Source organism: Sphingobium phenoxybenzoativorans (assembly GCF_001757355.1).
Lineage (GTDB): Bacteria > Pseudomonadota > Alphaproteobacteria > Sphingomonadales > Sphingomonadaceae > Sphingobium > Sphingobium phenoxybenzoativorans.
In genome coordinates, this window is record NZ_MINO01000039.1 from 1 (window position 1) to 13,108 (window position 13,108).

Here is a 13,108-nt window from a genome sequence, read left to right on the forward strand (position 1 = left end):
CTATGCGGATGAGCCTGTGCGCCCGACTGCGGCGGCATCGACGGCGGCTCCGGCGTCGTCGCTGGAGGCCATGGTCGCCGAGCAGCCGACGCAGGCCAATCCGTTCCTGACGCGCAAGAACCGCCTGCGCCGCGCGAACTTCCTGATGCACAAGGGCGAGGCGGCCCTTCGCCAGAGCCAGCCGGTCAGCGCCGAGCAGCCCATCGCCGCGCAGCAGAGCCAGACGGTGACGAAGGAAGTCCGCACCCAGCCGATCTATGATTTCGGCAAGGCGTCCACGGGATGGAGGCGACTGACCCCCGCCACCACCTGATTACCGGCCCTTGCCGCCCCCTCCGGGGGATGGGTCCGCCATCCGAATGGGTGGCGGACCTTTTATGCGCCGCCCGTATGTCCGGCGGCTGCGGCCTAGCGTCAGAAAAACATGCCCGACCGGTACCAGGCCCGCGACGCGAGAGTGCGCACGAGCTGGCACCGGCAATCCAGACAATGGGTGCGGGTGACGCCGTCATCGTCGCATGTCCGGTGGATGTCCGGCCGGTGCCGCCCGCTGGCGCACAGCGCCGGTTTCGTCCTTGGTCTCGCCATATCGATACTTTCGCAGCGGCCCTTCCCCGGACAGGGGATCGGACGGCAACGTAACGGCGAGATGTCGCTTTGTAGCGCGATTGTGGTCCGCGCGAGGGGGAGGGTCTGGCAAAGCATTGGGCAAAGCGCTGGGCATTGGGCAAAGCGCTGGCCTGACGGACGGACGACGCCTACATGGGCTTGCCATGCCTGAACTTCCCGAAGTCGAAACCACCGTCGCCGGATTGCGCAGCGTGCTGGACGGCGCGCGGCTGTCGCTGGTCGAGCCGCGCCGCGCCGACCTGCGCTGGCCGATCCCCATCGACCTGCGCCAGCGCATGACCGGCGCGCAGATCACCGGCCTGTCCCGCCGCGCCAAATATGGCCTGATCGCCACCGACCGGGGCGATACGATGATATTCCACCTCGGCATGTCGGGCCGGTGGCGCGTGGACCCCGGAGAGATTGGCGCGCACGACCATCTGGTGCTGGAGACGGAGGCGGGGCGGCGACTCGCGCTGAACGATCCCCGGCGCTTCGGGTCGCTGGATCTGGTGCGGAGCGAGGCGCTTTCGCTTTACGATCCCTTCACCCGCATGGGTCCGGAGCCGCTCGGCCCGGATTTCACCGCCGCCTATCTGTTCCGCATATTGGCGGGGAAGGCCGCACCGATAAAGGCCGCCCTGCTGGACCAGCGAATCGTCGCGGGCCTGGGCAATATCTATGTGTGCGAGGCGCTGAACATGGCGGGCATCGCGCCGGGCAGCAAAAGCGGCGGCCTGTCCCGCCCGCGCCTCTCGCGGCTGGTGGATGCGATTCGCGAGGTGCTGGAAGCCGCGATCGCGGCGGGCGGGTCCACCCTGCGTGACTATGCCCGGCCCGACGGGGAATTGGGCTATTTTTCCAAGCAATGGCGGGTTTATGGGCGGGAAGGGCTTGCCTGCCCCTGCGGCGGCACGGTCAGCCGGCAGGTGGACAGCGGCCGCTCAACCTTCTTCTGCCCCAAATGCCAGCGATAGGGCGCAGGACGCATTAACCGGGCGGCAGGCGCGGAAAATCGCGCGAAACGGCTGCGCGCGGTTGACGGTCCCGCCGTTCCAAGCTAAGGGCCGCACCTTCATGAGCCGGGCGCATGGTTTGCGCGCTGCTCTATCCATGATTTTCGGTTTTTTTGAGGACAGGCATGGCAAATACGCCGCAAGCAAAGAAGCGCATCCGCCGCAACGCCCGGCGGGCAGAAATCAACGGCAGCCGCGTCAGCCGCATCCGTACTCTGGTGAAGAAGGTCGAACTGGCCCTCGACGCCGGCGACAAGGCCGCCGCCACCGCCGCGCTCGCTTCGGTGCAGCCGGAGCTGGCCCGTGGCGTCGCCCGCGGGGTGCTTCACAAGAACACCGCATCGCGCAAGTTCAGCCGCCTCACCAAGCGCGTCGTCGCGCTGGGCTGATCCGCCGCACACTGGTTTGAAAAGCCCGCCCGGCATTGTTTCGGGCGGGCTTTTTCTTTGTGCGCCTTCTGTTTCCCAATCTTTTCGCGACCAATTCGGGACCAAAACAGGGCCAAGGCAGGGCCAAGGCAGGGCTGTGCGATGCAAAGCGACGCTTTTCCCACGATTCGCACGCGGCCATGGTTAACCGGAATTTAAAGCCCTTTATTTTCAGATACTTATATTAAGTCCCTGCATTTGCTGCTCTTTGGCGAGTCAATATTTTTATTTCAGTTTTTTGACTGGCCGCGCCCTTGATCCCCCTCCTCCGGGCTGTCTAGTTTGTCTGAACAGGGCGGGAATCGAATCAGGTTTCCTGCCTGCTGCAAGGTTTGAGAGTGTCCGATCCAGGAGAAACGGCAAAGCCGGTTTCCCCTGTGAAGGATAGTGCGTCATGCACATGACGGGCGAATGAGGGGGCTGGGGTCGCAATGGCAATGGAGGAGGGTCAGGTGGCAAGCGAAGCGACGGGCGAGGACAATGCCCGGATCGACGCCGCCTGGTCATTGATACGCACCGGTTTGCGCCGCGACATCGGCGCGAAGATGTTCGACCAATGGCTCAAGCCCGCCCGGCTTGGCGAATATTGTTCTTTTTCCCAGACGCTGGACATTCTGGTCGCGTCCGATTTTTCGGCGACCTTCGTCGCTGGCCAGTTTGGCGACCGCCTGCGCCTTGCCTGGCGCGCGGCCAATGCCGGTGTCCGCGACGTGCGCATCATCAAGGCGCCGGACGCCATCGCGCCGCGCCTGATGTCCGTGCCGGTCGAGGAAGCCCGGACCGAGGAGCAGGCGCCCGCCGCTGCGGCGTCCGCGCCCGGCTTCCGGCCCAGGCACGCCTTTGCCTCCTTCATCACCGGGGAAAGCAACCAGCTCGCCCATTCCGCCGCGCGGGCGATGGCGGCGAAGGCGAACCCGCGCTTCAACCTGCTGTTCATCCATGGCGGCACCGGACAGGGCAAGACGCACCTGCTGCACGCCATTGCCGAGGATTTCCTGACGCATTCGCCCGCCGCGCCGATCATCTACATGTCGGCCGAAAAGTTCATGATGGAATTTGTGAACGCGATGCGGGCGAACGACACGATGGCGTTCAAGGCGCGGCTGCGCGCCGCCCGCTTGCTGCTGATCGACGATATCCAGTTCATCGCGGGCAAGGGATCGACGCAGGAGGAGTTCCTGCACACGATCAACGATCTGGTCGAGAGCGGCGCGCGCATCGTGATCAGCGCCGACCGCGCGCCGCAGAGCCTGGACGCGGTTGACCCGCGCATCCTGTCCCGGCTGGCGGGCGGCCTGGTCGCCGACATCCAGCCCGCCGACATCGACCTGCGCCTTGCCATCCTGGAGGCCAAGCGCAGCGTAGCGGGCGACCCGCCGGTCCCAGACGCCGTGATCGATTTCCTGGCGCGCGCCATCCGCAGCAATGTCCGCGAGCTGGAGGGGGCGTTCAACAAGCTGGTCGCCTATGGCCAGTTGACCGGCCGCAAGATCGACCTCGATTTCGCCCAGAGCATGCTGGCCGACGCGATCCGCGCCAATGCGCGCCGCATCACCGTCGATGAGATCCAGAAGGCCTGCGCCGCCCATTACCGCATCGATCCGGCGGAAATGCGGTCCAAGCGCCGCGCGCGCGCGGTGGCCCGGCCCCGTCAGGTCGCCATGTATCTGTCGAAGAAGATGACGCCGCGGTCGCTGCCGGAAATCGGCCGCATCTTTGGCGGACGCGACCATAGCACCGTCATCCACGCCATTCGCACAATCGAGACCCTGCGCCGCGATCATGCGGATATCGACGCCGATATTCGTGCACTGCAGCGTAAGTTGGAAGGGTGAGCGATACAGGCTGCCGGCCGGTCGTCAGACAGGGCCGCAGCCTGCTGCGCGGGTCATGCTATAATGGCGGTCAGCGGTGCTGCTGCCAGTCCCATTCAGCGGGAGACGAAGGCTCCGCAAGGCACAGAAGCGCCGCAGCGCCAAGAACGGTACCCACGGCTGTAGCTGCTAGGGCCGCAGCGCCTATTGCAAGCATGGTCATGGTGTCCTCCAATCATTTGACGGCGAACGCGGGTCTCCACGATTGCGTCAATATTCCAAAATGCGACCAGTTTATGTCTTTACGCACAGGAATTATGTGCGGTGCAGCATACAGGCTCCGGCGGCGGTCAAGAGTCCAGTAAAATCTGGTTAACCACACCGTAACCGCGACGGATTGAGGGATTTTGCCCGTTGCGCGGTTGCCGGAGACGTGAATCGCGCCCTGTCGCCGCGCCCACGACTCGCAAGACGGTCCTTAAGAGGGATCGATTCGATCTAACCGATTCGGATGATTCAAAAAAAACCGGCGGCCTCTTTAGGGAGGCCGCCGGGCAATTGTCAGACGTGCCTGGGAGCCACCGCCTGTCACATTATTCCGGTCAATGCGCCGGGCCTATGCCTTAGGCTCCGGCGGCAGGGTGATCTTCACATTCTCGCCGGACTGGCCGGGGAAGTTGGTGAACATCGCCTCGATCAGGTTCGGGACCAGATAGGTCAGCTTGTTGCTGAGCGACTGGGCCGAAGCCGTGCCTTCGAACACACGCTTGCCGTCTCCGGCGCGATCGATCTTCAGCTCAAGCTGGCTGGTGTAGACGGTATAGCTAGACACGTCGTTGTAGCCGCCGAAGCCGGGGCCAAAGAGGAACGGGTCGTAGAAGCCATAGGCGTAGCGGCGGCCGTAAAAGCCGGGATAGCCCCAGCCGCCGCCAAAGCGGCCATAGCCCCAGCCGCCCCACGGATCGCCAAAGCCGGTGCTGCGCACCTTCTCACGCCCATTGTCGACGATATAGCGCATACGCACGACCAGATCGGACTTGGCCGGGTCGGACGCGGCGGTATAGCCAAGCTGGCTCAGCCGCGAGGACACAAGGCCCGCATATTGGCTGAACTCAAGGCCACCAGCCAGTCGCGTATCATCCGCGACCACGGTAAAGGTCTGGCCCTGGCTGGGCGGAGGAAGCTGCTGAAAACGCGCCACATCGGCCTTGAATGACGTCGCACAGCCGGAAAGCGCGAACAGCGCCAAGGCCGGCGTCGCGAGCATGCCGATCCTGCGAAACATGGTCATTGTCTTTTGTCCTGGTCGTGGGCGGAACGCCCTGTGCCTCATATCTGCGTCATGCCGTAGCATAACGCAACTGAACACCGTTTGAACGCATTGCGCACCTTACGGTTTCCATGAAATGAGGACGTTGCCGGGCGCGGAAAACCGTCAGCGCGCGCCGAACGCATCAGGCTCAGCGCATCAGGCCCAGCGCATCATAGGCCCCGCGCAGGGTCGGCTCGGCGGCGGCCGCGGCCTTTTCCGCCCCCTTGATCAGGATCGCGTCCAGCGCGGCGTCATCGCCCTTCAATTCCTCGAACCGGGTGCGGATGGGGCGGAGCGCCTCGACCAGCACCTCGGCCAGCGCAGGCTTGAACGCGCCGAACCCCTGGCCCACGAACTGCGCGCAGACCAAATCGGGCGTGGCGCCGGTGAAGGTGGCGAAGATGCCGACCAGATTGGCCGCCTCCGGCCGTCCTTCGAGACCGGCGGCGGTTTCGGGCAGCGGCTCCGGGTCGGTCTTGGCCTTGCGGATCTTCTGCACGATGGCGTCGTCATCGTCGGTCAGGTTGATGCGGCTCATGTCCGATGGATCGGACTTGGACATTTTCGACGTCCCGTCGCGCAGGGACATGATCCGCGCCGTCTCCTTGGGGATGATCGGATCGGGAATGGTGAACAGGTCGACGCCGAAATCGGTGTTGAACTTGACCGCCACGTCGCGGGTCAGCTCCAGATGCTGCTTCTGATCCTCGCCCACCGGCACATGCGTCGCCTGATAGAGCAGCACGTCCGCCGCCTGCAGCACTGGATAGACGTAGAGGCCGACCGATGCGCCCTCGCGGTTCTTGCCCGCCTTGTCCTTGAACTGGGTCATGCGGTTCAGCCAGCCGATCCGCGCCGTGCCGTTCAGCAGCCATTGCAGCTCCGCATGGGCGGGCACGCGCGCCTGGTTGAACAGGACGCTGCGATCCGGGTCGATGCCCGCCGCGATCAGCGCCGCCGCCATTTCACGCACATTGCGCAGGCGCTGGGCGCGCTCCTCATGCACGGTGATCGAATGCATGTCGGCCAGGAAGAAGAAGCACTGGCTGTCCGAGTCCATTTCATCCTGCATGCGGACCCAGTTGCGGATCGCGCCCAGATAATTGCCAAGGTGCAGGTTGCCGGTCGGCTGGATGCCGGAAAGGACACGCATAGGGTTCAGCTCGTTCTGGAGGGCCGCCGGAACAGCGACCGGAGTTCGGAAATCGCGTAGGTCTTAAGCGCCAACGCCGCGACCGCATAGACCAGACCGCCCAGCCCGCACAACAGGGCGAGCGCGGCGACACGCTCCATCAGGCCCCTCGCCATATAGGGATCAAGCAGCGGGTTGAGGAACCAGAGCGCCGCGCCCATCACCGCGCTGGCGCCCAGGATGCGGATCGCCTTCGCCCGGAAGCGGTCGTCCATGCGGAGCTGATCGCGGCGGTGGAGCAGCCAGTAAAGCACGATCACATTCACCCAGGCGGCGATGGCGGTCGATACCGCGACGCCGACATGGCCGAGCGGCCAGATCAGCACCAGATTGCCGACAAGGTTGAACAGCATGGAGAATACCGCGACCCGGACCGGCGTCTTGGTATCCTGCCGCGCGTAGAAGCCGGGGGTCAGCACCTTGATCAGCACATAGGCGGGCACGCCGATCGCGAAGGCCGTCAGCGCGCCCGACGCGCCGATCGTGTCGGCGGCGGTGAACACGCCATGCTGGAGCAGGCCGCGGATCAGCGGCACGGCCGATACGCAGAGCGCAACGGCGGCGGGCAGGGAAAGGAACAGCGCCAGCTCCATCGCCCGGTTCTGGGTGTGGGACGCGGCGGCCTCATTGCCCGACCCGATCTGGCGCGACAGGGCGGGAAGGATCGCCGTGCCGACGCCGATGCCGATCAGGCCGAGCGGCAACTGGTTCAGCCGGTCGGCATAATAGAGATAGGAGACCGCGCCCTGCGGCAGAAAGCGGGCGGCGAGCGAGGTGGACACCAGCAGGTTGAACTGGATCGCCCCCGCACCGAGCGCCGCCGGGCCGATCAGCGCGAGCAGCCGCTTCACCGGCGGGGAAAGCCGCGGCCGGCCGAGGCGCAGGACGACCCCCGCGCGGCGGCACGACCAGATCAGCCAGAGCAGTTGCGCCGCGCCCGATACCGTGACCGCAATCGCCTGCGTATGCGCCGTCGCGACTTCCGTATCGCCCCGGAAGAACAGCACGGCGACGATCATGCAGATGTTGAGCAACACCGGCGCGGCCGCGTTCACCCAGAAGCGATCAAGCGAATTGAGGATGCCGCCGAGCAGCGACACCAGCGATATCAGCGCCAGATAGGGAAAGGTGATCTGCGTGAGCGTGACGGCGAGGTTGAATTTCTCAACGCCGCCATCGGGAAAGCCGCCGGTCATCGCCCACACGACGGGCGCGGCCAGAACCATCATCAATCCGGTGAAGATCAGCAGGAAGGGGAACAGCACCGACAATATCTGTCCGGCGAAGGCGATGGCGGCCGCCTTGCCGCTGCCGGGATTGTCCTTGTCCGCCTCCGCCATGGTGCGGTTGAACATCGGCACGAACACGGCCGCAAACGCCCCCTCCGCGAACAGGGCGCGGAACAGGTTGGGCAGCCGCCAGGCGATCAGAAAGGCGTCGGACGCCAGCCCCGCGCCCAGATAGCGCGCGACCAGCATGTCGCGGACCATGCCCAATATGCGGCTGACCAGGGTCAGCCCGCCAATGACGCCGGAGGCTCTAAGCAGGCTCATGCGCCGCCCCCGCGCCCAGCGCCGGGATCAGGCGTTGCCGATGGGTGCGCCCGCCGACTGCGCCAGCGCGGCCTGCGCCTGCTGCTCATACAGACCGCCGAAATCGATGGGGTCGAGCAGCAGCGGCGGGAAGCCCCCGTCGCGCACGGCATCGGCCAGGATGCGGCGGGCGAACGGAAAGAGCAGGCGCGGCGCTTCGGCCAGCAGGAAGGGGTTGACCTGATCATCGGGCACGTTGCGCATGCCGAACAGCGCCGCATAGAGCAGCTCCACGGCAAAGGCGGTGCCGGCGTCGGTGGTCGCCTTCACCTCGATCTTGAGCTGCACTTCATGCAGGTCGTCGGCCACGCGGTCCGACCCGATGTTGAACTGCACGTCGATATTGGGCTGGGTCTGCCACTGATAGACGCCCGGCGCGTTGGGGTTTTCGAACGACAAGTCCTTCACATATTGGGTGATTAGCCCGATCTGCGGCAGATTGTCCGCTCCGTTGCCCACTGTTGCGTTGCTGTCGGCCTGATCCGCCATCATGCGTCCTTAATCTGTCCCTGTTGCCCCCGGCGCATGGCCAATATCGGTTCCATGTCGCCAGTACGAACGGCGCGCTTAGCAGGGGGCGAGGGACAGAGCAATGCCGCCGAACCCCGATGCGCCAGCCCGGCCAATCATCCGCGCGGGGCCGAATATCGCAAAACCGCGCTTGCTATTTGAAACAGGGCGCAATTGTGCCTATGTTGGCCCTGTCCCTCGTGCCGGAGGTTTTGGACTACAGTGTATCTCATCGTCATTCTCGCCTTCGTCGCCGGATTTCTCGCCCTGCGTCTCTACTCGGTTCTGGGCAAGCGCACCGGCCATGAGCAGCAGCCCGCGCCGATCCAGACGGATGAGCGCGCGAAAGTCACCGTCCTGCAGCCCCGGACAAGCGGAGACGCCATCGGCGACGCCGCGCGCGCCGCGCCCGGCCTGATCGCGCCGGAGGCCGAGGCGGGCATCCGCACGCTGATCGCCGCCGACCGCAATTTCGACGTGCCCCAGTTCGTCGAGGGCGCAAAGGCCGCCTATGGCCAGGTGCTTGAGGCGTTCTGGCGCGGCGACCGCAAGGAACTGGAATGGCTGTGCGACGCCGATGTGCTTGCCTCCTTCGAGGAAGCGATCGCCGCCCGTGAGGCGGAAGGGCATGTGCTGGCAAACCGGCTGGTCCGAATCGACCGCGCCCAGGTGATCGAAGCGTCGCTGAACGGGCGGATCGCCCAGGTCACGATGCGTTTCGACGCGGATATCGCCGCCGTCACGCGCGACAAAGACGGCAATGTCGTCGCCGGGTCGATGACCGACGCGGTGTCGACCTTCGACGCCTGGACGTTCAGCCGCGACATCCGCAGCGCCGACCCGAACTGGAAACTGATCGAAACCGACGAGGCGGCGTGATCGCCCCTCAGCGGTGGGCGCGCCGCAGCGCCGCGCTGCTCGGCGCGCTGCTCCTGTCCGCCTGCTCCGGGGGCCTGATCCCCAATGGCGGGCCAGCCCGTCCTTCCCGCCCCGCCCCCACGCACCGTCCGCCGCCAGCCGAAGCGCCCGCGCGTCCCGTGCCCGCGACGCCGCGCCCCGCTTTGCCGCCGCCGGGCGCGACGACGCCTGCGGTCGACACCGACACCAATAACGCCGTCAGGGCGGGGCTGGTGAAAGGCCCGCCGATCGGCGACCTGCTGCAGTCGGGCGAACGATCCCGCCTCGCGCTGCAGGCGTTCCGCATATCCTGCCCCTCCCTGTTGCGCCGCGCCGACCAGAGCGGGCTGACGCAGGGTTCGGACTGGCAACAGTCGTGCAGCGCCGCCGCAAGCTGGCCGGACGCAACCGCCACCGAATTTTTCCGCCGCTATTTCGAAAGCGTGCAGGTCGGCGACGGCAAGGGGCTGGTGACCGGCTATTTCGAACCGGAAATCCTTGGCTCCCGCGACCGGCGCAGCGGTTATGATGTCGCCATCTATGCCCGCCCGCGCGAGCTGATCGACGTCAATCTCGGACAGTTCAGCGACGCGCTGAAGGGCAAGACGATCCGGGGCAAGGTGCAGGGCACCAATTTCGTCCCCTTCGATGAACGGTCGGAGATCGTTGGGGGTTCGCTCACCGGGCGCGGGCTGGAAATCGCCTGGGCCAAGGACCCGGTGGAATTCTTCTTCCTGCAGGTGCAGGGCAGCGGCCGCCTGCGCCTGCCCGACGGCAGCGTGATGCGCATCGGCTATGACGGGCAGAATGGCCGCGATTATACCGGCATAGGCAAGCTGATGAAGGATCGCGGCTTGATCCAGGCGGGGTCGATGCATGACATCATGGCCTGGATACGCGCCAACCCCGTCGAGGGCGCGGCGATCATGAACGAGAATAAGAGCTTCGTTTTCTTCAAGGAGCTGACCGGCGCAGGGCCGCTCGGCGCGCTGGGCGTGCCGGTGACGGGCGAGGCGACGGTCGCCGCAGACCCCAAATATGTGCCGCTGGGCGCGCCCGTGCTGCTGTCGATGGACCGGGCGGAGCCGAACGGCATCTGGATCGCGCAGGACACCGGCGGCGCGATCAAGGGCGCGAACCGCTTCGATACTTTCTGGGGCGCAGGCTCCCGCGCGCGATCGATCGCGGGCGGCATGTCGGCGCGGGGCAGCGTGCTGCTGCTCCTGCCGATCGGCACCTATGCCCGTCTGGCGCAGGCCAATGGCTGGCCGTCGTCTGACCGCTGAGGAGCGGGCCGCCTGGGACAAGGTCGCCCGCACCGTCCGCCCCGGCGCGCCGATCCCGCTTCCCGAAACCGAGCCGCAGCCGGTCCGTGCGCCCGCCAGAAAGGCCGGCCCGGCGATAATGTCGTTAACGCCCGCGAAGCCAGCCCCCGCCGCGGCGGAGGTAATGAAACGCCCCGCAGACGTCCTGGACGGAAGCTGGGAAAAGCAGATTCGCAGCGGCCGCATCAGCCCCGAACAGTCCATCGACCTGCATGGCCACAGCCTTGCCGCCGCGCATCTGCGGCTCAACCGCTTCCTCGCTTTCGCCATTGCGCAGGATGTGCGGGTGGTGCTGGTGATCACCGGACGGCCGCGGAATCCTTCGGAAAATGCCGATTCCTCGCGGCGCGGCGCGATCCGCGCGGAGATCGGCCATTGGCTGGCGTCCGGCCCGCATGCAGGCGCAATCGCCAGCGTGCGCACCGCCCATCCCCGGCATGGCGGGGCAGGCGCGCTCTACATCATCCTGCGCCGAAAAAGATGAGCAAAAACCGGCCGGATCGGAAAGTTTCTTAACCAATGCCATTCATAACTGACCCCCTGAGCGGTGCCCCGTCGGGCATCATGGTTGTGACGCGGGCCAAAGGGGGCCAATGCAAGGCGTGTCTCTCAAGAGCCGCGCGCTCGCCTTTGCGGCGAGCGCCGGGGCGTTTGCCTTCATCCTTGCCCTGATTGCGGGGCAGGGAGCCTATGGCGACGTCGAGGACATCGGCCGGGCGCTGATCGTCGCGATCATCTGCGGCACGATGAGCTGGGCGTCGGCGCAGCGCACCATTTCCGGCATCGCCGCATCCGTGGACAGCGCCGCCGAGCGGCTGCTGAGCGCAGCGCATGGCGACCTGCAGGCGCCCGTCGCGCCAGAGGTGAAGCGCGACCTTCCCGACCTGGGCGTGGCGATGGAAAGCCTGTTCAGCCAGGTGCGCACCAATCTGGACAATGTGCACCTGCTCGCGATGTTCGATCCGGTCACGGGTCTCGCAAACCGCACCAGCTTCTGCCGTCAGGTCGAACGGCTGCTGGTGGAGGGCGAGGTCGAAGGGCCGGGCGCGCTGTTCTTCATCGATCTGGACGGGTTCAAGGCCGTCAACGACACGCTGGGCCATGCCGCCGGCGATCTCCTGCTCTCGCGCGTCGCCGGGCGGCTGCGCGAGGTGGTGATGAGCCAGGTCGGCGCGGGATCGGGCGATGCCGTGGTCGGCCGCCTTGCCGGTGACGAATTCACCCTGTTCTTCCCCGCTCTGCCGCGCCGTGAGGCCGCCGCGCGCATCGGCCGCGCGATCCAGTTCGCGCTGGGCGAACGCTTCGACCTGGGCGGGCAGCAGATCGATCTCGGCGCGTCGATCGGCGTTGCCTATTATCCCGACCATGGCGAGACGCTGAGCGCCCTTCTGCGGTCGGCGGATATCGCCATGTATCATGCCAAGGCCAATGGCCGGGGCCGCGTGGAATTATTCACCGCCAAGCTGGCCCGCGCCGCCGCAGGCCGGGCGGAGCTGGAGCGCGACCTGCGCATCGCCCTGGAGCGCGGCGAGTTCGTTTTGCAGTTTCAGCCGCAGATCGACATTGGCAGCGGCGCCGCAGTGGTGGCGGAGGCGCTGGTCCGCTGGGCGCACCCGGATCGCGACATGGTGCTGCCCGGCACCTTCGTCCCCTTTGCCGAGGAAACCGGCGTCATCGTCGAACTGGGCGACTGGGTGATGGACCGGGTGTGCCAGACCGCGGCGGAATGGGCGCAGGCGGGGCTGACCCAGCGCATCGCGATCAACATTTCGACGCGCGAACTGGCGCAGGTCGATTTCTTCATGCGCCTGCGCCACGCCATGGCGCGGCACGGAACCCCGGCGGAGGCACTGGAGCTGGAAATCACCGAAACGCTGGCCATGGAGATGGAGGCGCGGCTGCTCGACCAGTTGCACGCGCTGCGCAAGGATGGCGTCCGCATCGCCATCGACGATTTCGGCACCGGCTACTCCAACCTGTCGCGCCTGAAGGACCTGCCCGTCGACCGGGTGAAGATCGACCGCAGCCTTGTCGAGGATATCACCCTGTCGGCCGAGGCGCGGACCATATGCAGCGCCGTGATCGGGCTAATCCAGGGTCTCGGCCTGGAAACCGTGGTCGAGGGGGTCGAGAGCCAGGATCAGGTGGACATGCTGCGCATTATGGGATGCACGGTGTTTCAAGGCTATCATCTGTCCACTCCGCTTAACGAGGAGGACTATCTCGCCCGCTTCGCGCCCTCACGGCTGGGGCAGAAGGTGCTGGATGCGTAGGGAGGCGCAGAAGCCCCTAATTCCACAATGATCCGCCGTCATCCCGGACTTGATCCGGGATCCATGAGCCTCAATCGCAGCGCATTATCTCTACAGTCGAGCCAATGGATGCCAGGTCAGGCCCGGCATGACTGCGATGG

General features: G+C 66.0%; 12 protein-coding genes and 1 pseudogene. 8 read left to right on the forward strand and 5 right to left on the reverse strand.

Annotation, left to right across the window (positions count from 1 at the left end; genetic code table 11):
* Positions 1-313: pseudogene (locus BHQ40_RS26240) on the forward strand (hypothetical protein); the annotation flags it as partial.
* A gap of 101 nt (positions 314-414) precedes the next feature.
* Here the strand turns inward: BHQ40_RS26240 and BHQ40_RS26245 are convergent.
* Positions 415-588, reverse strand: coding sequence for a hypothetical protein (locus BHQ40_RS26245; RefSeq protein WP_171905875.1), 174 nt, complete (start codon positions 586-588; stop codon positions 415-417).
* A 185-nt stretch (positions 589-773) separates the two neighbouring features.
* Here BHQ40_RS26245 and mutM point away from each other — a divergent pair, with 185 nt between their 5' ends.
* From mutM to dnaA, 3 genes are all read left to right on the forward strand, one after another.
* Positions 774-1,586 (forward strand): bifunctional DNA-formamidopyrimidine glycosylase/DNA-(apurinic or apyrimidinic site) lyase, encoded by an 813-nt coding sequence (gene mutM / locus BHQ40_RS16210; protein WP_070156898.1) that lies wholly within the window; start codon positions 774-776, stop codon positions 1,584-1,586.
* Between the two features lie 164 nt (positions 1,587-1,750).
* On the forward strand, positions 1,751-2,014 hold the full coding sequence (gene rpsT / locus BHQ40_RS16215; protein WP_070156865.1) for a 30S ribosomal protein S20: 264 nt from the start codon (positions 1,751-1,753) through the stop codon (positions 2,012-2,014).
* Between the two features lie 476 nt (positions 2,015-2,490).
* Positions 2,491-3,888, forward strand: coding sequence for a chromosomal replication initiator protein DnaA (gene dnaA, locus BHQ40_RS16220; protein ID WP_435593925.1), 1,398 nt, complete (start codon positions 2,491-2,493; stop codon positions 3,886-3,888).
* A gap of 595 nt (positions 3,889-4,483) precedes the next feature.
* On the opposite strand, the gene BHQ40_RS16225 is transcribed toward dnaA, so the two are convergent.
* From BHQ40_RS16225 to secB, 4 genes are all read right to left on the reverse strand, one after another.
* Complete coding sequence (locus tag BHQ40_RS16225; RefSeq protein ID WP_070156867.1) at positions 4,484-5,158, reverse strand: DUF4136 domain-containing protein; 675 nt, start codon at positions 5,156-5,158, stop codon at positions 4,484-4,486.
* A 169-nt stretch (positions 5,159-5,327) separates the two neighbouring features.
* Positions 5,328-6,332, reverse strand: coding sequence for a tryptophan--tRNA ligase (gene trpS, locus BHQ40_RS16230; protein ID WP_070156868.1), 1,005 nt, complete (start codon positions 6,330-6,332; stop codon positions 5,328-5,330).
* A 5-nt stretch (positions 6,333-6,337) separates the two neighbouring features.
* Complete coding sequence (gene murJ / locus BHQ40_RS16235) at positions 6,338-7,924, reverse strand: murein biosynthesis integral membrane protein MurJ (protein ID WP_070156869.1); 1,587 nt, start codon at positions 7,922-7,924, stop codon at positions 6,338-6,340.
* A gap of 27 nt (positions 7,925-7,951) precedes the next feature.
* Positions 7,952-8,452, reverse strand: a complete 501-nt coding sequence (gene secB, locus BHQ40_RS16240; protein ID WP_070156899.1) for a protein-export chaperone SecB — start codon at positions 8,450-8,452, stop codon at positions 7,952-7,954.
* Positions 8,453-8,695: 243 nt separating this feature from the next.
* On the opposite strand from secB, the gene BHQ40_RS16245 reads away from it, so the two are divergent.
* The 4 genes from BHQ40_RS16245 to BHQ40_RS16260 all read left to right on the forward strand — a co-directional run bounded on the left by BHQ40_RS16245 (position 8,696) and on the right by BHQ40_RS16260 (position 12,968).
* Complete coding sequence (locus BHQ40_RS16245; RefSeq protein WP_070156870.1) at positions 8,696-9,352, forward strand: Tim44/TimA family putative adaptor protein; 657 nt, start codon at positions 8,696-8,698, stop codon at positions 9,350-9,352.
* The gene (gene mltA, locus BHQ40_RS16250; protein WP_253183389.1) at positions 9,349-10,656 is read left to right on the forward strand and encodes a murein transglycosylase A; all 1,308 of its coding nucleotides are present in this window, start codon (positions 9,349-9,351) and stop codon (positions 10,654-10,656) included. The genes BHQ40_RS16245 and mltA overlap by 4 nt, the downstream gene beginning before the upstream one ends.
* On the forward strand, positions 10,631-11,179 hold the full coding sequence (locus BHQ40_RS16255; RefSeq protein ID WP_070156871.1) for a Smr/MutS family protein: 549 nt from the start codon (positions 10,631-10,633) through the stop codon (positions 11,177-11,179). The genes mltA and BHQ40_RS16255 overlap by 26 nt, the downstream gene beginning before the upstream one ends.
* A 109-nt stretch (positions 11,180-11,288) precedes the next feature.
* Positions 11,289-12,968 carry a putative bifunctional diguanylate cyclase/phosphodiesterase gene (locus BHQ40_RS16260; RefSeq protein WP_070156872.1) on the forward strand — a complete coding sequence of 560 codons (1,680 nt, stop codon included), beginning with the start codon at positions 11,289-11,291 and terminating at the stop codon, positions 12,966-12,968.
* The last annotated feature ends 140 nt before the right edge of the window (positions 12,969-13,108 follow it).

Bases quoted from the DNA above. Each gene is read 5' to 3' on its own strand.
- BHQ40_RS26245 (WP_171905875.1), bottom strand. From the start codon at position 588: ATGGCGAGACCAAGGACGAAACCGGCGCTGTGCGCCAGCGGGCGGCAC.
- mutM (WP_070156898.1), top strand. From the start codon at position 774: ATGCCTGAACTTCCCGAAGTCGAAACCACCGTCGCCGGATTGCGCAGC.
- rpsT (WP_070156865.1), top strand. From the start codon at position 1,751: ATGGCAAATACGCCGCAAGCAAAGAAGCGCATCCGCCGCAACGCCCGG.
- dnaA (WP_435593925.1), top strand. From the start codon at position 2,491: ATGGAGGAGGGTCAGGTGGCAAGCGAAGCGACGGGCGAGGACAATGCC.
- BHQ40_RS16225 (WP_070156867.1), bottom strand. From the start codon at position 5,158: ATGACCATGTTTCGCAGGATCGGCATGCTCGCGACGCCGGCCTTGGCG.
- trpS (WP_070156868.1), bottom strand. From the start codon at position 6,332: ATGCGTGTCCTTTCCGGCATCCAGCCGACCGGCAACCTGCACCTTGGC.
- murJ (WP_070156869.1), bottom strand. From the start codon at position 7,924: ATGAGCCTGCTTAGAGCCTCCGGCGTCATTGGCGGGCTGACCCTGGTC.
- secB (WP_070156899.1), bottom strand. From the start codon at position 8,452: ATGGCGGATCAGGCCGACAGCAACGCAACAGTGGGCAACGGAGCGGAC.
- BHQ40_RS16255 (WP_070156871.1), top strand. From the start codon at position 10,631: ATGGCTGGCCGTCGTCTGACCGCTGAGGAGCGGGCCGCCTGGGACAAG.
- BHQ40_RS16260 (WP_070156872.1), top strand. From the start codon at position 11,289: ATGCAAGGCGTGTCTCTCAAGAGCCGCGCGCTCGCCTTTGCGGCGAGC.